Source organism: Pseudomonas sp. B424 (assembly GCF_055408345.1).
The window spans coordinates 22400-43797 of the sequence record NZ_JBUZTL010000014.1 but is presented as its reverse complement, the minus strand read 5'-3'; the positions used below and the strand labels follow the sequence as shown (position 1 = coordinate 43797).

The 21398-nt window shown below is 58.8% G+C and carries 21 protein-coding genes; 7 read left to right on the top strand and 14 right to left on the bottom strand.

Features of this window, described 5'->3' with window-relative positions; translation table 11 throughout:
- The first annotated feature begins 39 nt into the window (after positions 1–39).
- The gene (locus tag ACZRMS_RS16610) at positions 40–642 is read left to right on the top strand and encodes a hypothetical protein (RefSeq protein WP_463996137.1); all 603 of its coding nucleotides are present in this window, start codon (positions 40–42) and stop codon (positions 640–642) included.
- Positions 643–693: 51 nt separating this feature from the next.
- On the opposite strand, the gene ACZRMS_RS16605 is transcribed toward ACZRMS_RS16610, so the two are convergent.
- The 4 genes from ACZRMS_RS16605 to ACZRMS_RS16590 form a co-directional block, all read right to left on the bottom strand.
- Complete coding sequence (locus ACZRMS_RS16605) at positions 694–1383, bottom strand: RES family NAD+ phosphorylase (protein WP_463996136.1); 690 nt, start codon at positions 1381–1383, stop codon at positions 694–696.
- Positions 1383–1784, bottom strand: coding sequence for an MbcA/ParS/Xre antitoxin family protein (locus ACZRMS_RS16600; protein WP_463996135.1), 402 nt, complete (start codon positions 1782–1784; stop codon positions 1383–1385). Before ACZRMS_RS16600 ends, ACZRMS_RS16605 begins: the two co-directional genes overlap by 1 nt.
- An 81-nt stretch (positions 1785–1865) precedes the next feature.
- The gene (locus ACZRMS_RS16595) at positions 1866–2975 is read right to left on the bottom strand and encodes a DUF1615 domain-containing protein (protein ID WP_463996134.1); all 1110 of its coding nucleotides are present in this window, start codon (positions 2973–2975) and stop codon (positions 1866–1868) included.
- A 42-nt stretch (positions 2976–3017) separates the two neighbouring features.
- Complete coding sequence (locus ACZRMS_RS16590) at positions 3018–3359, bottom strand: FKBP-type peptidyl-prolyl cis-trans isomerase (protein ID WP_463996133.1); 342 nt, start codon at positions 3357–3359, stop codon at positions 3018–3020.
- Positions 3360–3664: 305 nt separating this feature from the next.
- On the opposite strand from ACZRMS_RS16590, the gene ACZRMS_RS16585 reads away from it, so the two are divergent.
- The 4 genes from ACZRMS_RS16585 to ACZRMS_RS16570 all read left to right on the top strand — a co-directional run bounded on the left by ACZRMS_RS16585 (position 3665) and on the right by ACZRMS_RS16570 (position 8210).
- Complete coding sequence (locus tag ACZRMS_RS16585) at positions 3665–5923, top strand: TonB-dependent siderophore receptor (protein ID WP_463996132.1); 2259 nt, start codon at positions 3665–3667, stop codon at positions 5921–5923.
- Between the two features lie 124 nt (positions 5924–6047).
- Complete coding sequence (locus tag ACZRMS_RS16580; RefSeq protein WP_048361027.1) at positions 6048–6338, top strand: hypothetical protein; 291 nt, start codon at positions 6048–6050, stop codon at positions 6336–6338.
- Complete coding sequence (locus ACZRMS_RS16575; RefSeq protein WP_463996131.1) at positions 6335–7873, top strand: PepSY-associated TM helix domain-containing protein; 1539 nt, start codon at positions 6335–6337, stop codon at positions 7871–7873. The genes ACZRMS_RS16580 and ACZRMS_RS16575 overlap by 4 nt, the downstream gene beginning before the upstream one ends.
- Before the next feature lies 1 nt (position 7874).
- Positions 7875–8210 (top strand): DUF3325 domain-containing protein, encoded by a 336-nt coding sequence (locus ACZRMS_RS16570; protein WP_463996130.1) that lies wholly within the window; start codon positions 7875–7877, stop codon positions 8208–8210.
- Positions 8211–8420: 210 nt separating this feature from the next.
- Here the strand turns inward: ACZRMS_RS16570 and ACZRMS_RS16565 are convergent, their stop codons facing one another.
- Together ACZRMS_RS16565 and ACZRMS_RS16560 are read right to left on the bottom strand one after the other, a co-directional pair.
- Positions 8421–9251, bottom strand: a complete 831-nt coding sequence (locus ACZRMS_RS16565) for a DMT family transporter (RefSeq protein WP_463996129.1) — start codon at positions 9249–9251, stop codon at positions 8421–8423.
- 32 nt (positions 9252–9283) lie between these two features.
- The gene (locus ACZRMS_RS16560; RefSeq protein WP_463996128.1) at positions 9284–10120 is read right to left on the bottom strand and encodes a hypothetical protein; all 837 of its coding nucleotides are present in this window, start codon (positions 10118–10120) and stop codon (positions 9284–9286) included.
- A 67-nt stretch (positions 10121–10187) separates the two neighbouring features.
- Here ACZRMS_RS16560 and ACZRMS_RS16555 point away from each other — a divergent pair, with 67 nt between their 5' ends.
- Entirely contained in the window at positions 10188–11066 is an 879-nt protein-coding gene (locus tag ACZRMS_RS16555; RefSeq protein ID WP_463996127.1) for a LysR family transcriptional regulator, read from the top strand.
- Between the two features lie 849 nt (positions 11067–11915).
- On the opposite strand, the gene ACZRMS_RS16550 is transcribed toward ACZRMS_RS16555, so the two are convergent.
- The 6 genes from ACZRMS_RS16550 to ACZRMS_RS16525 form a co-directional block, all read right to left on the bottom strand.
- Entirely contained in the window at positions 11916–12596 is a 681-nt protein-coding gene (locus tag ACZRMS_RS16550; protein ID WP_463996126.1) for an amino acid ABC transporter permease, read from the bottom strand.
- A 3-nt stretch (positions 12597–12599) separates the two neighbouring features.
- Positions 12600–13328, bottom strand: coding sequence for an amino acid ABC transporter permease (locus ACZRMS_RS16545; RefSeq protein WP_463996125.1), 729 nt, complete (start codon positions 13326–13328; stop codon positions 12600–12602).
- Between the two features lie 146 nt (positions 13329–13474).
- Positions 13475–14281, bottom strand: coding sequence for an ABC transporter substrate-binding protein (locus ACZRMS_RS16540; RefSeq protein ID WP_048361032.1), 807 nt, complete (start codon positions 14279–14281; stop codon positions 13475–13477).
- Between the two features lie 104 nt (positions 14282–14385).
- A complete protein-coding gene (locus ACZRMS_RS16535; RefSeq protein WP_463996124.1) occupies positions 14386–14916 on the bottom strand; it encodes a glyoxalase superfamily protein in 531 nt (176 codons plus the stop codon).
- A gap of 94 nt (positions 14917–15010) precedes the next feature.
- Positions 15011–16399: a sensor histidine kinase gene (locus tag ACZRMS_RS16530; RefSeq protein ID WP_463996123.1), complete on the bottom strand. Its 1389-nt coding sequence runs from the start codon at positions 16397–16399 to the stop codon at positions 15011–15013.
- Positions 16377–17060: a response regulator transcription factor gene (locus tag ACZRMS_RS16525; RefSeq protein ID WP_048361035.1), complete on the bottom strand. Its 684-nt coding sequence runs from the start codon at positions 17058–17060 to the stop codon at positions 16377–16379. Before ACZRMS_RS16525 ends, ACZRMS_RS16530 begins: the two co-directional genes overlap by 23 nt.
- Before the next feature lie 200 nt (positions 17061–17260).
- Between ACZRMS_RS16525 and ACZRMS_RS16520 the strand changes: the two genes are divergently transcribed.
- Positions 17261–18616, top strand: coding sequence for an MATE family efflux transporter (locus ACZRMS_RS16520; RefSeq protein ID WP_463996122.1), 1356 nt, complete (start codon positions 17261–17263; stop codon positions 18614–18616).
- Positions 18617–18823: 207 nt separating this feature from the next.
- Here ACZRMS_RS16520 and ACZRMS_RS16515 read toward each other — a convergent pair whose 3' ends face one another.
- Together ACZRMS_RS16515 and ACZRMS_RS16510 are read right to left on the bottom strand one after the other, a co-directional pair.
- A complete protein-coding gene (locus ACZRMS_RS16515; RefSeq protein WP_463996121.1) occupies positions 18824–19723 on the bottom strand; it encodes a hypothetical protein in 900 nt (299 codons plus the stop codon).
- Between the two features lie 106 nt (positions 19724–19829).
- Positions 19830–21398: a YadA family autotransporter adhesin gene (locus ACZRMS_RS16510; RefSeq protein ID WP_463996219.1), complete on the bottom strand. Its 1569-nt coding sequence runs from the start codon at positions 21396–21398 to the stop codon at positions 19830–19832.

The following is a 21398-nucleotide window of genomic DNA, read 5'->3' as shown; positions in this document are numbered from 1 at the left end:
GAGGCCGGGTCAGGAAGTCATCATTCAAAGGAGCTGTAGATGCGCGTGTTTTATATCTTTACCTTGTTGGGCACCTTGTTGCTGGCCGGTTGCGTAAGCAACCCCATGGCACCTGTGGCCGACCAGACGTTGCCGCCGGCTGCGGCAGACTCGGCGCAAGTAGTGTTCATGCGCGATGCCTATACCGGTAAAGCGATTGTTTCTTCGCTGTATGACGTGACAGATGGCAAGACCCGGTTTATCGGGGTGATGGCCAACGGCACCAAGATCGCCTACCCGACTACCCCGGGTAAACACACCTTTATGGTGGTGTCCGAAGCAGCTGACTTTATGGAAGCCGATCTGGTTGCCGGCAAAACCTACTACGCCCTGGTAACGCCACGCATGGGTCTGTGGAAAGCCCGTTTTTCTCTATGGCCGATCAGCAATGATCCCGAAGCCGCCCACAGCCTGAAATCGAAAAATTTCAAAGGCTGGGTTGAGGACACGGATCTGGTGACCAACTCGCCAAAATCCCTGGCCTGGTACGAACGCGTCAAAGCCAGCGTTGAGAAGAAACGCGCCTCTTACTGGCCGGTCTGGCAGGAAAAAAGCGCTGAAGCCGTTGCCGAGCGTACGCTTAAACCGACTGATGGTTTGTAACGCTTGAACTGAACGGGCCTGGGTGACAACAGTGACGCCACCCAGGCAGTTTCAACGCACCACTTCACTGACCTGCAACACCCACGCAATGGCTTGCGTCTTGTCATCCCACACATACCGAAAATGTTGACCCTGCACCGGCAGCGAGAGCGCAGGTGGGCGCAACGCTGCCACGCATTCATGGCCGGCAAGCCGCACACTGTTGTAAAGCAGGCCCCAGGCCAGGTTTTCACGCAGGGGGCGGGCGAAGTCCTGGCAGATGCCGTAACTGGAAGGCGATGGCTGGTGCAGTTCGGGTACGGCACGCACGTCGATCATCGGTTGCAGCACCCTGTTGATGTAGGTGCGCAGGGTGATCTCGATACTGGCTTCCTGCGTGGCCCGCCAGAACTGCTCCTGATGAAAGCAGGTTTCGGCGATTGCCGCTTCAACGCTGCTGGCGCAGTAGTACACACCATACGTGCCGTCGGTAAACCGGCTGGCCCGGCCAATATGGGTAAAGGCGGCCATCACCACAGTTGAGCCCTCGCCGCACAGCCGGTCCTCGGGCCGGACCCGGCACAGCAAACCGGCCGCGTCACGCAGCCGGTCATTGGTCAGGCTTTCGAGGGCAAAGGCAATCTCCAGGTCTGCCGGGTCCAGGGTGTCTTCAAACACGCTGAGCGGCGGGAATGCGCTGTTGATAATGCGATAGGCCTTGCCCCAGTCGGGCAGGACGGCGGGCAGAGGCGCATCGGGCATCAGCCGCGCACTCCATCCAGATAACGACGCACGTCAGCCAGGTCGACCACCTGGCCTGCGAGCATGTAGCTCAAGGCGCTCTGACCATTAAAGGGCGCAGCGGTATTGGGTTTGTGCACCCACTCATAGGCGCGCTCGGGCTGGTTGCTGAACAGGATTCGCAGCGCTTTGTGCACCCCCATCAGGTACGAAATCCGCTCCAGCGTGTCGTGGGGCAAGCGCACATTGGGCAGTTTTTTGTACTTGAAGTAGGTGGTGTTGCCTATGGCCCCCAGCAGCGTGCATTGCTGCTCCTTACTGCAACCCCAATGCTCCATCAGGTTGAAGAAAAAGGTCAGGGCCACACGGCCGGCATCACCTGTGGTGATATCGGGTTCGAGGTTGCGGGCTGCGAGTCCCATGGCGTTCTCCTGAATGTCATTAACTTCGACCATACTCCGCATGTGAATTATTTCAATAGCTTTGTTCGTATCTGAACTTGTTCAGGGCGCCGGTAGTGCCTTCGCCCGGTTAATGCAGCGCTGGCGACGCTCATCGACGCGCTTGGCAAACCAGGCCGTGGTCAGCGTGCGGGTGATTTTCGGGCTTTGCAGGGTGATGCCCGGCAGCACGGCGCGGGGCAGGGTTTTGCCTTGCTGGCGCTCGGCCAGGGCGAAGACCCGCGTGTAGAGGTCGGTGTCATTGAAGTCCAGGCTGTCGCCTTTGAGTAGCTGGTTTCTGATGGCGTTGTCGCTCAGTTTCAGTTGCTTGCCCAGCGCCCGGACTGCCCGCTCGGTTGACCCGAGCGCATACGAACCGGGCACCGTCAGGTCGCCATCCAGTGCCAGCGGGATGCCGGACGCCTGGCTCACGGCGTTCTGGAAAGCGGCATTACGGCTGGCGTACCAGCCGGCATTAAAGTCGGCAAAACGGTACAGCGACTCGCTGTAGTCGACGGGGTAGCCCAGCAAATGGGCAATGCCGAAGTACATGCCGCCGCGCCGGGTAAAGACTTCCTGGCGGATCGAGTGGGCAACCGGGTAGGGGTAGTCCCGCGCCCGCTGCTGGGCGAAGGCAATGCTGACCTGCATCGGACCGCCGGTGTGCACCGGGTTCAAACTGCCAAACAGGGTTTTGCCCATCGGCACCATGCCAATGAAATCATCAAAAATGGCGCTGAGCTGGCCTTCGGTGCGGGCGGCATCCAGGCGCTGGTTGTAAGTTTTGCCTGTAGGGGAGGTGATATTCAGTGCGCTGTTGACCAAAAATTGCGGGATATGCAGCTTGCCGGCGCGACGGTTGATTTCCGTGCGGGCGATCTTGGCCAGGCCCGGCACTGGCGGGTCGGCCTGAAAGGTGGACTCCTGCTCGGTGACGGCGAGTACCGAGCACAGGTTTTCGTCGCTGGGGGCCAGCCCCTGGGCGGTAAAAGCGGCCTGGATGTCGGTGGCCCAGCCCTGGCGATCCGGTGTTTTGGCCGGCATCAATTGCACGATGCGGGCGCGGCTCTGTTCGGGGGTCAGATTCGGCAGTGTCTGCGTGCCCTGACTGCTACAACCCGCCAGTACCACCAGCGGCAATACCGGCAAAAAATGCCTGAAAAATCGATTCACCCAGCCTGACTCCTGAAAAATGCTGCTTATGTGCCGCCGCGATCAATCGTCGCGCGTGAGCACTTCCAGCAGTTCGATCTCAAACCTGAGGTTGGAGTTCGGTGTGATATGCGCGCCCATGCTTCTTTCACCATAGGCCAGATGAGCAGGAACCTTCAGTTCGCGCTTGCCCCCGACCTGCATGCCCATGAGGCCGATGTCCCAGCCCTTGATGACGCGCCCGGAGCCAATCACGCACTGGAACGGCTTGCCGCGTTCAAAGGAAGAGTCGAACACCGTGCCGTCTTCGAGCCAGCCGGTGTATTGGGTGGTGATCAAGGCACCTTTGACCACGGCTTTGCCGTCGCCCTGCACAAGGTCGGTGATCTGAAGTTCGGTTGTCATGCTGTGGGACTCAAAAAGTGATGGGAGAGGGCGACTTGCGGCGGTGTTTCTCTCAATTTGAGCTGTGTTTTGCAATGAATTTAATTTTTTTTCTGTAGGAAAAGGCTCTAAAACAAAGGGATTGGGGAACTTGCGAATGAGGATTAGTGTCAATTGCGCTTTACTCTCAAATGAGAGTGTTTATCATTGCAGCCCTGGCAGTGCCGGGGAGAGCTAAAAACGTCGTGTCCTTTCGGGTTCGTGCGACAGCGATTTCCAGCCTTTGGCCTGCTGAGCACACTCCATTGTTAAGGGATCAACTGGACATGTCGTCTCGATTCAACCGCAGTCATCTTTCACTGGCTTTCGTTGCCGCCCTGGCGTCACCCACCGTTTTGGCCGATGCGCTTGAGCGCGATCGTGACGAGGTGCCGGTGGAGACCACCGACCTGGCGGTCGATGGCACCAGGCAAGCATTGCAACTGGAAGAAACCCGTGTTTTGGGCACTGCTGCCGAAGAGCTCAAGCAGGCGCCCGGGGTGTCGATCATCACCGCCGAAGACATCAAGAAGCGCCCGCCGGCCAATGACCTCTCCGACATCATTCGGCGCGAGCCGGGGGTCAACCTGACCGGTAACAGTTCCAGCGGTGCTCGCGGCAACAACCGCCAGATCGACCTGCGCGGCATGGGCCCGGAAAACACCCTGATCCTGATTGACGGCAAGCCGTCTTCTTCGCGTAACGCCCAGCGTTATGGCTGGAGCGGCGACCGTGATACCCGTGGCGAAACCAACTGGGTACCGGCGGAAGAAGTCGAGCGCATCGAAATCCTGCGCGGCCCTGCGGCTGCCCGCTACGGTTCGGGCGCCATGGGCGGGGTGGTCAACATCATCACCAAGCGCCCGTCCGACAAACTCAAGGGCTCGGTGACGGCGTACTACCTGTCGCCGGAAGACGACTCCGAAGGCGTCAGCAAGCGCACCAACTTCAACCTCAGCGGGCCGATCACGGATGATCTGGTGTTTCGTGTATACGGTGGCGTGAACAAGACCGACGCCGATGACCCGGGCATCAACACTGCGGCGCAAGCCTCGCCCGACAGCGTCGTGGCAGGCCGTGAAGGCGTGCGCAACAAGGATGTGAACGGCTTGATCAGCTGGCAGTTCACCCCGGAGCAATCCCTGGACCTGGAAGCCAGCTACAGCCGCCAGGGCAACATTTTTGCCGGCGACACCATGCTCAACAGCGGCGGTGATTTTGTTAACAGCCTCACGGGCAAAGAAACCAGTGTGTTGCAACGCAGCACCTTCTCCGCGACCCACAATGGTTCGTTCGACTGGGGCTCGACCAGCGCCTCCCTGAGCCACGACCTGACCCGTAACGCCCGCCTGAACGAAGGCCTGGCCGGTTATGGCGAAGGCGCGCCGTCTGAAAGTGCCGGCAAATTTGAATCGCGCTTGCGCAATACCCGCGCCACTGGCGAAGTGAACTTGCCGTTGACCATGGGCACTCCCCAGGTGCTGACCCTGGGCGGCGAATACCTGTACGAGTCGCTGAACGACCCGGGCTCGTTGCGCCCGCAAAGCTGGGACCCGGGCACAGGCGATATCCCGAGCCTTCCCGGAACCGACCGCACCCAAACCAAATCCACGGCCAACAGCTACGCGTTCTATGTGGAAGACAACATCGAAGTCGGCGCCAAAACCATCGTCACTCCGGGCGTACGTTTTGACCATCACAGCGAGTTCGGCGGCAACTGGAGCCCGAGCCTCAACGCTTCGCACCAGATCACCGATGAGCTGAGCATCAAGGGCGGTATTGCCCGGGCCTACAAAACCCCGAACCTGTACCAGTCCAACCCCAACTACCTGCTGTACAGCCGTGGCAACGGTTGCAGCTCGGTTGAGGCCAACCTGGGTGGCTGCTACCTGGTGGGCAACCCGGACCTGAAGCCGGAAATCAGCGTCAACAAAGAGATCGGCCTGGCGTTCGACAAAGGCACATGGCGCACCAGCGCGACGTATTTCCGCAATGACTACCAGAACAAGATCAATGCCAGCAACGAAGCGGCATTCCGCTTGCCAAACGGGCGTCGGGTTCTGCAATGGGAAAACAGCGGCAAGGCCATCGTGCAAGGGGTTGAAGGCAACCTGTTCGTCAGCCTGCGCGAAGATATGGACTGGAACACCAACCTGACCTACATGATCGAAAGCAAGGACAAGGAAACCGGTGATCCGCTGAGCATCATCCCCAAGTACACCCTCAATACCATGCTGGACTGGTATGCCACCGAGAAGCTGTCGTTCCAGGTCAGCGGTACTTACTATGGCAAGCAGGAAGCGCCCAAACGTAACAACCGCGCCAACGAAGCGCTGGACAAATCGGTGCAGCAACCGGTTGACCCCTACGGTCTGGTGGGTTTGAGCAGCGGTTATGAGTTCAACAAAAACTTCAGCGTGCGGGTGGGCATCAATAACCTGTTCGACAAACAGCTGTACCGCAAGGGCAACGCAGACGAGGCGGGTGCACAAACCTATAACGAAGCGGGCCGTGCCTACTTCGCGTCGGTGACCAGTTCGTTCTGATACAACGTCGGCCTCACTGCTCGCAGTGCAGGCACTTTCAGGCGCGACATCCGTGAGTAACGGGTGCCGCGCCGTTGTCGCATCTGGCACAGGCAAAACGCAGGGCTCGATGAAGGATCAATACATGAAACTCGCAACCTCGGCCTGGGTGCCGATCCTGTCTCGCACACTGGCCGCACTGGTGGGCGGTTATGTCTTTACCTACGCCTTTACCGCGGCGCTGGCCCGGCTGTTGCCGCTGGACAACGTAGACTCGATGATCGTCGCCAGCCTGCTGTCGTTTGTGATCTACACCTTTGCCATTTTGTGGGCATTTGCCGCCCGCCATCAGTGGTCGGCATGGATGGGGGCGGTGCTCGCGGTGCCCCTGGCTGCCATCGGTTTTTGGCCTCAACTGCTGGAGCGCATGGGATGAAACAGACCCTGACCCAATCCATGGCCTGGCTGCACACCTGGGGCGGCCTGATTGTTGGATGGTTGCTGTTTGTGATTTTTTTGACCGGCACCCTTGCGGTGTTCGATCAGGAGATCGACAACTGGATGAACCCCGAACTGCCTGCACACCAGTTGACCGATGAGCAGGCAGTGCAGCGCGCGCTGGGTTATCTGAGTGAGCATGAACCCGGCGCCAAACAATGGGGCATCAGCCTGCCTTACGCGCGGTCGCCGCAGCTACAGGCTTCGACCGGTGGGCGCCGTGACGGGGTGTCAGTGACCCTGGACCCCGACAGCGGCGAAGTGTTGCCGGTGCGCGAAACGGTGGGAGGACGGTTCTTTTTCCTGTTCCACTTCACCTTGCACATGCCGCGCATGATCGGGATCTATCTGGTCGGCGCCCTGGCAATGGGCATGCTCGCGGCACTGGTCAGCGGCATCGTGATTCACAAAAAGTTCTTCAAGGAGTTCTTCACCTTTCGCCCCGCCAAGGGCCAGCGCTCCTGGCTTGATGCCCACAACGCCAGTGCCGTGCTGTTGTTGCCATTTCACTTGATGATCACCTACAGCGGGCTGGCGATTTTTTTGGTGATCTACATGCCGGCGGCCATGGACGCCTTGTTCGATGGCAACCGCGAGGCTTTTTTCAAGGCCCAGGACACGGCGCCACCGGCGCTTGAAATCAAACGCCCGCAGGCGGTCGAACCGGCGCCGCTGGTGGCCATCGCACCGTTGCTGGCCAAGGCCCGCGAGGTCATGGGGCCATTGAGCGGGGTGAGCATCAGCAACCCCGGGAAGAGCAATGCCGAAATCCAGATTCGCCCGATCCTGGGCAATCGCATCGCCCTGATCAAAGGCGGCGGCATGCGCTTTGACGGGGTCACGGGCGAGCAGTTGTCCGGGCCCACCGAGATGCGTTCCACAGTCCTCACGCACCGGGTGGTTTCCGGGTTGCACTTCGCCCAGTTTGGGGGCTACCCGATGCGCTGGCTGTACTTCATCTGCGGCCTGATCAGCAGTGCCATGATCGGCAGCGGCCTGGTGCTGTTCACGGTCAAGCGTCGGCGCAAATACGCCAGCGAAAGCCGCGTTGCGCAGGTGCTGTACCGTGTGGTGGAAGCGATCAACGTCACCGTGATGGCGGGTTTGAGCCTGGCCTGCATCAGCTTGCTGTGGGGCAATCACCTGTTGCCGGCCGGCATGGCGCAACGCAGCGATGCCGAGCTGAACGTGTTCTTTGGGATGTGGGCGTTGAGCTTGCTGCATGCCTTGATCAGGCCACGGATGCAGGCCTGGCGCGAGCAGTTGGCGCTGGCGGGTGTGATGTGCCTGACCTTGCCGCTGCTGAGCCTGGCCACGGTCAACCAGCCGTGGGCGCTGCACAGCAGCATGGGGCTGGAGCTGACGGCAATGGCGCTGGGTGCCCTGTTGCTATGGGCGTGCTGGAAAGTATCGCAACCGGCGGTGGAGCGGGTGCCGCGTAAAAAGACCGCTGTCATGGCCGAGGTGAATTGACATGCTGGCTCATTTTTTTGCGGCCCTGGCGTTGGCTTATATCGGCATGCTTGCCCTGTGCCAGGGGCTGGAGCGTCACTACAAACAGGTGTGGAACAAAGCCCCGTCAGCCAGGTTGCGGCGTGTGTTGCGGGTTGGCGGCTGGATCTGCCTGGGTCTGAGTTTGTACTTTTGTGGCAAGGCCTGGGGCTGGGCCATGGGGCCTGTCGGCTGGCTGGGCATGCTTTCGCTGGGCGGCTTCGGGTTGCTGATGTTGTTGCCTTACCGGCCACGGCTGGCCGTGTGGCTGCCGCTGGGGTTGGTGCCGGTATGGGCGGTGATTGAAACCCTGGCTTGACCAAGCGCCACCCCCTTTGTGGGAGCGGGCTTGCTCGCGATGGTATCACTGCGATTTGCCAGGCAGACCGCGTCGCCGGCATCGCGAGCAAGCCCGCTCCCACGGGTGTTTAGCGCTTCACCAGACGGTTGGCAATCACATCCAGGCTGCTGCAAAACACGAAGTACACCAGCGCAATGCCGGGCTGCGCGGCATTCCTGGAGGTTACCGTCAACGCACTCGACTCATTGCCATCACACTGAACAACACGATGGCTGCGCCTGCTACCACCCCCATCGAGACTTTGCTGCCTAAAATAACGGCCGCCATTACCATCGCCACCGGCGGAATCAAATACATCACAGCCACTGCGCGGCTGACCTCGGTGCGCGCCAGCACAAAGGCCCAGAACAGATACGCCAATGCACTGGGGAAAATTCCGAGCAGCAGCACCGCACCATTCACCCGGGCTGGCGCACTCAAGACCTCATCCATAAGCCCCGGCACGTACACACCCAGTAGCAACGTCCCGCCCCAGATCGTGTAACAAACCAACGTTAGAGGGCTGTAGTGATTGGAGTAATGCTTTTGCAACGCGAAATAAACGCTCCATGAAAACGCCGCCAGCAAAATCAGCAGCCCCTGAGGTTCAAACTGCGCGACGCCTTTATCGGTCACCACCACTATCAGCGCACCCAGCAAGCCCACACCCACCCATAGCCAGCGCCAACGACTGACAGGCTCTTTCAAAAACACACGGGCGATCAACGTACTGAACAAGGGCGCGGACTGCGCCAATACACTGGAAGCGCCAGGGCTTACCCATCGCTGTCCGAAGTTGAGCGCAACGTGATGCAACACGATGGCGAAAAACCCCAGAACTAACAGCCAAGGCACATCCCTGAGCCTTGGCAGACCAATGGGCATAAAGAGCGCGACCCCCCCCATAAATATCGAGGCAATCAAGAATCGCAGCAACGCCAGATGCCCGGGCGAATAACTTTGCAGACCGATACTAATGCCAATCGGTGAATACGCCCAACAGAGCACAACAGCGGCCATGGCGGCGACTATTTGCCTCTTTACAGGGGACTTCAAATGTTGGCATCCAGTTCGCCAACACCCTCAATGGCTCCTGCAATACCGTTCCAGTAGGCTTCAGTAATATCGAGAAAACGATTGAATCCTGTGGTTAACCCGACCAGATCTTCTTCGCTGTGGCATTCAAGTGCTGCGGCTGTGATTGATTGAACTTTATGGCTTTTTTCAGCCTCGCCTATGTGTATATAAAAATATTCACACTGCCCATGAAATTCATCATTGTCCGAGTATAAGTATTGATAATTTCGTGCACCTTCATATAAGTGCGTCAACATTGAGTATGCCAGCCACTCTTGCGCCAGCAACGCTCCCAGCACAAGGCTTGACGGGTGCCCTTGTCCTTCAGGTGCATACAGTGCATCTTGTTCCTCAATAAACAGGCTGGTTGAAGTGAGCACCTGTCCTGCTTCCAATTCATTCACGGTATAAGTTCGTCTGGCCAAACGACTTGGCAAGTCGAGCAAGTAGTTTTGCAGGCGTACGCTATGGGCTCTTTTTGCATCACCGCAGCCCAGTTCTGAATAAATACTCTTGACGATTTCGACGCGTGCAGACAATGGCTTAGCTCGCAATAAGGACAGCGCTACTATCATTGCAGTGCGACGGGTTCTGGCCCAATAATTTCGTGCAAAGATTTCGACCTCATGGAGTTTCATGGGGGTACTTGGCCAACGTCGATAAAATTCGTTATTCAACGCACCATGATCGAAGACGGTGCGTGCCAATGCCTCGATAACAGCTTCTTTAGTGTTCAAAATGTTCACTCCAAGATGACTTTCGGGCCAGGATTTATCTTGTTTTTCTTCAGCAAAGCTGTTTGCGGAATTCAATTTTTGTCAATCTCCCAACCCATAACAAGTGATATATAAAGAGTTCTGTAGTCTCCAGGAGTGAGTAATGGAATTAAGCCAGTTACGTATGGTCAAGGCGGTGGCAGAGTGCGGCAGCATTGCGCTGGCGGCTCAGCAGTTGCATTGCGTGCCGTCGAATATCACGACCCGGATCAAACAGCTGGAGAGAGAACTGGGCACCGTTTTGTTCACCCGAGCGGGTCGAGGGCTGCGCATCAGTCCTTCGGGCCGGGTCTTTGTCGGTTATATCGAGCAAATCCTGGCGCTGGTTGATCAGGCAAAGCGTTCCGTCCAACCCCATGCCGTACCCACGGGCAAACTGCGGATCGGGGCGATAGAGTCCTGTGCCACGGGGAGGCTGCCGCCTTTGCTGGCCGAGTTTCATCGGCGCTACCCACAAGTGACGCTGGAACTGGTCACCGGTCAATGGCGCCAGTTACTCGATGACGTGCAGCATCACCGACTGGACGGCGCTCTGATTGCAGGTGATAGCGACCAGCCCAAGCTGGCTAAGACCGCGCTGTACTACGAACCGCTGATCGTGATCGCCAGTTCAGCACTGGCACCGCTTGCGAGTCTTGGCGATGTGCATCGGCACACCGTCTTTATGTGGCCGCCCGGTTGCCCGTACCGTGCGGCGCTAGAGAGTGGGTTGGCAGCCCGCGGGCTTGAGGTCAACGGCATCGATTACGCCAGTTGGGGAAGCATCTTTGGCTGTGTCAGTGCCGGGGCCGGTCTGGCGATAGTACCTGAGGGACTGTTCCAGCATTTTGGCGCCAGCGCGAACTTGACCACCTACCGCTTTGCCGAATTGGCGCCGATCCAGAACCAATTTTTCTGGCACCGCGAAACCGGTAACCACAGCGCCCGGGATGCGTTTGCCGCGCTGTTGGCAGAGGGTTTCGAGCCCCTGATTGGCGGCTGACTTGTAGCCGCTGCCAAGTGACGAAGGCGGCAATCTTAAATCCTCGGTTTCATCGCAGCCTGCGGCAGCGGCTACAGGTTTTGTGTATCGCGCAATCTATTGCTTTGCTTTGCTTTGCTTTGCTTTGCTTTGCTTTGCTTTGCTTTGCTTTGCTTTGCTTTGCTTTGCTTTGCTTTGCTTTGCTTTGCTTTGCTTTGCTTTGGCTTTTGATCTGCTCTTGATCTACCTGCCCCTTCGGGAGGCCGAGTGGAGGTTCTGCGCAGTGGGTCTTCCGGCATGGATGCCGGGAGAGCCGTGCTGGGCCAAGGATGGCCCGTCACGGCGTGCCCACGGAGCGGGGCCGGAGCGAGGGACACCTGAGCGCAGCGAAGGCCGTACGCTGGGGCAAGCCTTTTTGGGTACTTTTTCGGCGTTTGGAAAAAGTGCCTCGCCGTAAGGGCGAAACCCGTAGAAAGCCGTGGCGCATCGAATGGATATGTACGCTGTTCAGCTGTTCAACAGCTGCAAAAACAACAGAACCACCAAGTACATATCCGCCACACACGCCCAACTGGAATAGGGGCATTCGCGTTGTTTGCACATTCCCCTGACTACAGCAAAGGCAAAGGCAAAGGCTTGAAACTGCACAACCCCATGTGGGAGCGGGCTTGCTCGCGATGGCATCGGCGCGATTCAACTCAAATACCGCGCCGCTTGCATCGCGAGCAAGCCCGCTCCCACAGAGGAGATGTGCGAGTCTCGCAGATCCCGACACCAAACAGACCGGCCTGCCGCCCCGGACGCCTTTGATCCGGCCAAGCCGTTTAGCGAGAAACACTTCTTCGCTAGTGCTGACCGGGAGCAGAGGATCTACAGGTTTTGTTCAGGTTTGACCAGACGATTGGCAATCACATCCAGGCCGCTGCAAAACACGAAGTACACCAGCGCCACAAACAGGAAGATTTCGGTCGGGTGCACCATCACCCGATTGCTGACCTGGGTGGCCACAAACGACAACTCTCCCACGCCAATCACGTACGCCAGCGAGGTGTCCTTGATCAGTGAAATCCACTGGTTGAGAAAGGAGGGCAGCATCATCGGCAAGGCTTGCGGCAAGATGATCAGCCGCAGCACTTGCCAGGTGCCCAGGCCCAACGCCTTGCCGGCCGCCCACTGGCCCGGCGGCAAACTGCTGATGCCGGCATACACCGAGTGCGCCAGATACGCGCCGCCGATCAACGACAGGGCGCACACCACCGTGGCCAGCGCGGGCACATCGACCTTGAACACGATGGGCAGCAGGAAGTAACTCCAGAAAATCAGCATCACCACCGGAATCGCCCGCAAAAAGCCCAGCACTGCCAGCAACACCCAGCGGACCTTGCCGCGGATCATTACCAGTGCGATCCCGAGCACCAGCCCCAGCACTGCCGAAATCGCGCCGGACAATGCACTCAACACCAGTGTGAGGGCTGCGCCGCCCAGCGGCCCGTCGGGGTAAGCACCGAGCAGCAAATACGACAGATTGTCGCTGATCACTGAAAAGTCCATGGCTTACATCACCCCCTGGCGATACCACTTGCTACGCGCAATCAACTGGCCGATCACCTCGATCAGCGCAATGCTTGCCACGTACAGCAGCGTGGCGAAACCGAAGGCCTGGAAGGTCTTGAAGGTTTCAGTCTCGACTTGCCGCGAAGCGTAGGACAGCTCGGCCAGGCCGATAGCCATGGTCAGCGACGAGTTTTTCAGTGCATTCATGTATTGCCCAAGCAACGGGCCCAGCGCCGTGCGCAGTGCCTGGGGGAACACGATAAAACGCCACACCTGGGCCGGCTTGAAGCCCAGCGCCAAGCCGGCTGCCCGTTGTTCAACCCGCACCGAGCTGACGCCTGCGCGGAACTCTTCGCAAATAAACGCCGATGTGTAGAGCATCAGGCCCCAGAACCCGGCCAGAAACTCAAAGGACGGCCATTGAATCTCGAACCAGCTCAATGCCAGGCTGCGCGGCTGGTTGAGCCACATCACCAGGCCTTCGGGCAGCATCGCCGTGACCCCGAAGTACCAGAAAAACAGCTGCACCAGCAGTGGCGTATTGCGAAACAGGGCGAGGTAAGCCCGTGCTGGCCACGACCACAGACGCGAAGGAGAAATACGGGCCAGGCACAGCAAAAATCCCAGCCCGGTGGCAACCAGGCAGGTCAGCAGGGAAAGGATCAGGGTCAGAACAAAACCATCGAGCAGCCAGTGCAGGTATTGCGGGGCCAGCAGTTCACCGAACATAAAAACAGCGTCCATCCAGATACGAACAACGTGACCTCAACCGTGGGAGCGAGCCTGCTCGCGAATATCCCAAGGCGCCGCACTTACCGGGTAAGCACGCGCCTGCGTTAACGAGCTTCGCGAGCAGGCTCGCTCCCACACAGGGGTCAGCTCTTGTCGCCAATTTTGTACAGGCGGGTCAGCGGGGTCTTGGTGGTCGGGCCGAACCAGGCGTCATAGATGCCCTGTGCCTTGCCCTGGCTTTCCAGCTCGGTAAGGGTCTGGTTGACCACGTCGGTCAGGCGCGCTTCACCCTTGGGAATGCCGACGCCGATCAGGTCATTGGAAATGGTGAACGGCGGCACTTCGTACTTGTCCTTGTCCGGCACATTGGCCAGCAGGCCGATCAGTTTCGGGCCGTCCTGGGTGATGGCTTGCACGTTGCCGTTGCGCAGGGCGGTGAAGGCAAACGGGGTGTCATCGTAGGCCACCACTTTGGCGCCCGGGAATTTCTCGCGCAGCACGCCTTCGTTGACCGTGCCCTTGTCGACACCGACGCGCCATTTGTTCAGTTCTTCAGGGGAGGTGAGGGTGCCTTTCTTAACGATGAACTGCTGCCCCGAGGCGAAGTACGGAATGCTGAAATTAACCTGTTCGGCGCGCTCCGGGGTGATGGTGAAGTTGGCCAGTACCAGGTCCACCTTGTTTGCTACCAGCAGCGGTACACGGTTGGCCGGGTTGGTGGGTTGCAGTTGCAATTTCACGCCCAGCTTGTCGGCAATGGCCTTGGCGTAATCCACGTCCAGGCCTTCAATCTGCTTGCTTTTGGCATCGACAAAGCCAAACGGCGGGTTGCTGTCAAACGACGCCACCCTCAGCACACCGGACTTTTTGATGTCATCCAGACGGTCAGCGTGGGCCAGGCCAGACAAAACGGCCAGGGTCAGGGCGGTGAGGGCAGTGAGTTTTTTCATTTCGTTCTCATCATGAGTTGGAAGAGTTATGACGAGAGTCTTGCAGGAAATTTAGAGTTTAAAAAAGAATATAAAACGCTTTGCATATGCCGTTTTGGCATATATCAATATTGGCAGAACCTGATCCGGTTACCGAAAGGGTCGTGAACTTCCAGGACTTGCCCCCAACCCTGCTGAACAATATCCGGGCGCCCGTATTTGTAGCGTTTGCCAAGTAACTCATCCCGAAGCATTTCAATATTCTGCATGGGGATAAATGTCGTCGACCCCGGGCTCGCGTCGCCATGGTGTTCGGACAGGTGAAGCTGCAGGCCGTTTCGGCTGATGCCCAGGTACAGCGGTAGATCCGCTTCAAACCGGTGCTCAAATTCGACGCCGAAGCCCAGATAATCCAGATAGAACTCGCGGGCCTTGGCTTCGTCAAATATGCGCAATACGGGAATTGCCGTGTCGAACGTAACCGCAGGCCGGGGCGCTGCTTGTGCAAGCTTTGCCGATGCGACGTGCCAGTCCGTGTAGCCCAGCTGCTGTGCAACCAGTTCGAGTGCTGCGGCATGGGTGATTTCTTGATTATGCCGGCCTAACGAAACGCGCAGGTTTTTAGCCATCTGCTCGGCGTTCTGGATTGAAAGCATGATTCCTCCTGGAGTTGAAGCATCTTGGTGCTGGCATTGCCTATCGCGCAATGTGAATTGATCGGGTGCAGTTTATACCTGACACCGCCGCTGCTCACCCGGGGTTTATCAGGCTTTGCCGGCAGTGCAGGGTCAGTCGGGCGCCGCCGCTTTCACGGTTGCTCACGTCCAGGCTGAAGCCATGCAGGTTGACGATGGCGGCGACGATGGACAAACCAAGACCAAACCCGGCGTGCGTGTCATCACAGCGATAAAAGCGCTGGAACACCGCGACCCGTTCGGCTTCGGGGATACCGGGGCCGGTGTCGAGGACTTCAATACGCAGGCTGTTGTTGTCGTCCGAGGCACGCAAAATCACCTCACCACCCGGCGGGGTGAATTTGATCGAGTTGCTCAGCAGGTTGGCCAGGGCTTCGAACAGCAACGCCCGGTCGCCGGTCAGCCCGGGCAGCGTGGGAGCTGTGTCGAGCGTCAGCGTGACCTGGCCTTCTTCCGCCAGGGGCAGGTAAAAGTCATACAGCTCCTGCAGCAGCGGCAGCGGGTCGAGCTTGAGGAAACCCGAGCGTCGTTGATGGTCTTCCAGCTCGGAAATACGCAGCAAACCGCGAAAACGCGCCATCAGGGTGTCGGTTTCGCCGATGACTTCGTCCAGTTGCAGCGCCTCGGGGGAGCCTTCGCCCGCCTGCTGGCGAATCCGGTACAGCTGGGCCCGCAAGCGGGTGAGCGGGGTGCGCAGGTCGTGGGCGATGTTGTCGCACACGCCCTTGACCTCGTGCATCAGCAGCTCGATACGGTCGAGCATGGCGTTGACGATAGCGGCCAGCATGTCCAGCTCGTCACGCCGATTGGACAGCGGCAGGCGGTAGGTCAAATCCCCCGCGACAATTGCTTCAGCGCTGGCCTGAATGGCCCGGATGCGCTGCAACGGACGGCGGCGCAGCAAGTGCCAGCCGGCAATGCCGGGAATGATGGTCAGTGACAGCCCCCAGAACAGCGCATGCAAAATGATCCGGGTGACGGCAAACAGTGAACCGTTGTCGCGCACCAGAACCAGCCAGCGCCCGTCGTTGGTTCGGGTGGCTACGGCATCGCAACTGTCTTGCGGCAGGTTGGGGTCGTCGGAGTCGATGCAGGTGCTCAGGGCATGGATCTGGCCGTCCAGGGGCAAGCCCGCGGGGAATGACCGGATCGGTCCACTGAGCGGCTTGCGCTGTTCATCGAACAGGCCATAGGCATCCACTGCGCGCATGTCGAACGTCATGCTGGTGGCCAGGGCTTCGTCCAGTTGCTCGCCTTCAAAGCGTGCAAACAGATGCTGGCGCTGCATCAGCGAATGCTTGGCCAGGCTGCCCAGATAGTCCGAGACCTCGTAATACAGCACCCCCATGAGGATGCAGCTCCAGGCCACGAACAGGAAACTGTACAACGCCAGCAGTCGGCTGCTGGAAGAACGCCAGCCCTTAGAGGGGTTCGGCAATGACATAGCCCGAGCCTCGAACGGTGCGGATCAGGGGCACCAGGCCCGGTGGGTCGATTTTTTTGCGCAGGCGACCGATGTGCACGTCAATCAGGTTGGTGCCCGGGTCGAAGTGATAGCCCCACACTTCCTCGAAAATCATCATGCGCGAGAGGATTTGCCCGGTGTTGCGCATCAGGAATTCCAGCAGCTTGTACTCGGTGGGCAGCAGGCTCAGCTGTTGATCGCTGCGGCTGGCTTCGCGGGTGATCAGGTTCAGTTCCAGGTCGCAAACGCGCAATGAGGTTTCGTATTTGTCCACCGGGCTCTTGCGCCGCAAAAGGACTTCAACCCGGGCCGCCATCTCGTCGCTGGCAAAGGGTTTGGTCAGGTAGTCATCGCCCCCGGCGCGCAGGCCGCGCACACGTTCGTCGACATCGGACAGGGCGCTGATCATCAGGATCGGGGTACTGACGCCAATAGTGCGCAAGGTGGTGACAATCGCCAGTCCGTCCAGCTCCGGGAGCATGCGGTCGAGGGTGATCAGGTCGTAGTCGCCACTGACGGCGCGTACCAGACCTTCGCGGCCATTGGCTACCCAGTCGACCTCAAGGCCGTGGCTGGTCAGTTCAGCCACGATTTCTTTCGCTGTCACGGCATCGTCTTCAATGGTCAAAATACGGGTCATACCGTCACCTGATGGGCTTTTTCAGCGGTGAGCACATTTTGCCCATAAAAAGCTGAAACGTTTCTTAATATTTCTTCATGTTCAGCGGGCCGTCAGAAAGGGTAGCCGAAATGCCTTTTATGGCCGCGGGTCCAGGATTCAACATTCAGATACATTTGCGGTATAAACCTTTGACGTTTATTTCTTCAGGCCCACTCTTAATGCAAACCCCTTCGCAACGGCCGCTGTGGCAGATCTACCTGATCTTTCTGGCGCCGATGGTGCTGTCCAATTTTCTCCAGAGTTTTTCCGGCACCCTCAACGGCATTTATGTCGGGCAGTTGCTGGGTACCCAGGCGCTGGCAGCGGTGTCGGGGATGTTTCCCATCGTGTTTTTCTTTATCGCGCTGGTGATCGGCCTGGGGGCAGGAGCTTCGGTGCTGATCGGTCAGGCCTGGGGGGCGCGCGAGACCGCAATGGTCAAACAGATCACGGGGGCCACGCTGACCCTGGGGGCGTTGATCGGCCTGGCGGCAGCGGTGCTGGGCAGCCTGCTGGCGCGGCCTGCCTTGCAGGCGCTGGGCACGCCGGTCGACGTGCTGGACGAGGCGGTGGGCTATGCCCGGGTGATGATGCTGATCATGCCGTTGCTGCTGGTGTTTATTCTGTTTACGCAAATATTGCGCGGGGTCAGTGACACAGTTTCGCCGTTGCTGGCGCTGATGGTGTCTACGGCGGTGGGCTTGCTGCTGACGCCGGCGCTGATCCTCGGCTGGACCGGGTTGCCACCCATGGGCATTCAAAGTGCTGCCTATGCGGGGCTGGTGGGCAACGTGCTGGCCATGCTGTTTCTGGTGCTGCGACTGCGGCACAAAAACCATGTGATGGCCCCGGACCGCGAACTGTTGGCCGCATTGCGCCTGAACCCGGAGATTCTGGGCAAGGTATTGCGCATCGGTTTGCCCACCGGCGTGCAAATGGTGGTGTTGTCACTGTCGGAGCTGGTGATTCTGGCGCTGGTCAATAGTCACGGTTCTCAGGCCACAGCGGCTTATGGTGCGGTCACCCAGATCGTCAACTATGTGCAGTTTCCGGCGCTGTCGATTGCCATCACCGCCTCGATCCTTGGGGCACAGGCTATCGGTGCGGGACGTATTGAGCGTATAGGCCTGATCCTGCGCACCGGGCTGCTGATCAACCTGTGCCTGACCGGTTTCCTGATTGTGCTGGGCTATGTGCTCTCCCACTGGTTGCTGGGGCTGTTTATTACTGACGTGGACGCACGGGTCCGGGCTGAGCACCTGCTGCATATCATGCTGTGGAGCGTTCTGGTGTTTGGTTTCCAGGCGGTGATTGGCGGGATCATGCGAGCCAGCGGCGTGGTGCTGGTGCCCATGGGGATCACGATTTTCTGCGTGCTGTGCATTGAGTTGCCGGTGGCTTATGCACTCAATGCGCACTTTGGTCTCGAAGGGGTGTGGATGGCGTTCCCTGTGACCTATATCGCGATGCTGGGGTTGCAGACTGCGTATTACCGGCTGGTCTGGCGGCACAAGCAGATTCAGCGGCTGGTTTGAGGTTTGCGGTGCCAAGCCGGGTACCGGGTACATATCCGGCTCTAGCGGCATCCATTCCGGCTCGGCGAGCCTGCCCGCGATGCGGATTCAGCCCATAACGTGGCACCGCCCCCGCGGGTGCTCCCCCCCTCGCATCACCTGGGGCTCTGTGACAACTTGCGGTGCGGCACTGCAAACGTGTGCAATGGCAGACAGTCTGCGATGGGTTCAAGGCCTGACGGGTTTGGTTTCCCCTGGGACCGCTTGCAACGCCGTTACCAGTGCCGGATCGAAGTACGCCACATCCAGCCAGTAGGTTTTACCCAGCAACTGACCAGACCCGTACCAGGGGATGCGGTTGAAGGTCAGGTTCAGGCCGTTGTAGTCGTATTCAAAAAGAAGGCCGCTACTGCTAACGAACTTGAAGCCGTTCTGCGAATAATCCCTTAAGGCAAACAGGGTATTTTTATCGCTGGCATACAGTTCCTTGACCCGCTGCAAGTATCGGGGGGCAATGGTTGTAAACAGGCTTTTGGCCCGCTGATTGTATTGATCCAGGGTCAAGCCCGGAGTTTGTGCCAATTGGGTCGCAATCATTGCAAATACGTCTGCATCAGACTTGGCGATTGCCAATTGCACCCGCATGAAGTTATTCAGCTTCTGCGGGTCGACAGTCAGTGTCTTCGACTGTTTGCCCTGTGGGTGTTCGGTGATCGTTTGCACCATAAACTCACTGGTTTTGGGCAGTACCATTGTCGACGTGGCTATGTAGGCTGCGCATGCGGTCTCCCGGTGAGACATGTCCGGATCCACCAGCAATGACAATGGATCGCCCTGTTGAGGCGTTTTGCTCAAATCAATCCCCTGTTTTTTCAAGGTTTCGGCAACTTGCTTGGCTGTGCTTTCACCCCGTGCCATTGCGCAGACATGGTGCATCATCACATCGTTGCGTTGCCCTTCGACCATCGGCACCAACCCCATGACCGCTCCCTGGATGATTGGCAGTGCCGGGATCATTACTCCGTGCGGCTTCTTATTGGTGAGGTTAGCGTGAACTTGTGGAGCGCCGTCGCAGCCTGCCATCAGCGCTAATGAGAAAACCCATCCGGTTGTTTTGAGCAATGACATGGTATCCGCCCTGATTTTTGAGATTAACGCCCCGGCACCAAGAGAGCCGTGCCGGGGCAGCAGTGACGGGGGTAGGCCGTCGTTTGTAGAACGCTTCAGTTAATGTTCACCACTGGTAGCCCACACCGACCCCTACCCCGAAATAGCTCTGGGTAGTGGTACTGGCTTGGAGCTTGCCCACCCAGTGGCCGTTATCAGAGACTCTCGACACCCCGAACGACAGTCCCTCTTGCCCACGATAGGTGGCGGCCCCCACGGCTGTCATGCTGGCGCCTGCAACGTAAGGCTGTGGCAGGCTGGCCATGGCCATGGCCCCGGCGATCCCCGCGCTCAAGACACGATCCTGTTTGTCCAGGTCGCTTTTTAGCTGGGAAAAACGTTGGTCGGTGTAGTTGTTGGCATTGTTGGTGGTGTTTGCCGTAGTTCTGTTGAGTTGGTCGAAGTTCACCGCATCGGTGCCCTGAGTTGCGGCTGCAACATTGGTGATCTGCCGTTCGCTGTCGGGGGCTCCTACCGAAACGCTGTTGTCGCGAGTGGTTGTCGAGTTGACACCCAATGCCACGCTGTTCGTTCCTCTAGCGGTTGCTCCGTGCCCGACTGCGACTGTTTTTTCTGCGCTGGCAATGGCATTGCTACCAACGGCCGTACTGTTGTTGCCAGAAGCTTGCGAGCCGGCACCGCCTGCGACCGCGTCGGTACCGGTTGCCGCAGGATTGGACAAAGCACTGGTGTTCTTGACCTGGAACATGCCTACCGTGCCGTTTTGGATGTTGGTTATAGCTGTTGAATTGGTGGTGACCTGTTGATTGGTCGCATTAAGTTGCGAGCCGTTCACTGCGTCGGTGCTGGTGGTGCTTATTTGGCCTGCCGCGACATTGGTGATCTGCCGTTCTGCACCCGCGCTGCCGACGCTGACCACACTGGCCGGAGTGGTCCCGGCAAAGGTGTAAGCGACACCGCCAATGGTTGCCCCGCTGGTGCCGACCGCGGCAGCGGTGGTGCTGCCAGCGCCGAGCGCAACGGCACCGGCGTTGTTGGAGGTTGCTCCGGAACCCAGTGCCAGGCCCTGGGTCGCACCGACAGCCACGATGGCTGCATCGCCGAGGGCAACAGAGCCTGCCTCGTTGGCTTGCGAGCCGTTACCCAGGGACACTGCTCCGACTGCGCTGGCATTTGCCCCCGAACCGGCCGCCAGGGAGTTGCCGCCGCTGGCAATGGAATTGACGCCGATTGCCGTATCCGAGGCATTCAGAGACTGGGCATTGGGCCCGACCGCTGTTGCATCAAGGCCTGCCGCCGATGAATCGGCCAGTATCGAGTTGGCGTGGAAGTATTTAATCCCGGCGCCGTTGTTGATGTTGGTAATGGCTGTTGAATTGTTGGTGACCTGTTGATTGGTCGCATTAAGTTGCGAGCCGTTCACTGCGTCGGTACTGGTGGTGCTTACTTGGCCTGCCGCGACATTGGTGATCTGCCGTTCTGCACCCACGCTGCCGACGCTGACCACACTGGCCGGAGTGGTCCCGGCAAAGGTGTAAGCGACACCGCCAATGGTTGCCCCGCTGGTACCAACTGAGGCAGCGGTGGTGCTGTTGGCGCCAAGTGCAACGGCACCGGCGTTGTTGGAGGTTGCTCCGGAACCCAGTGCCAGGCCTTGGGTAGCAGCGACTGACAC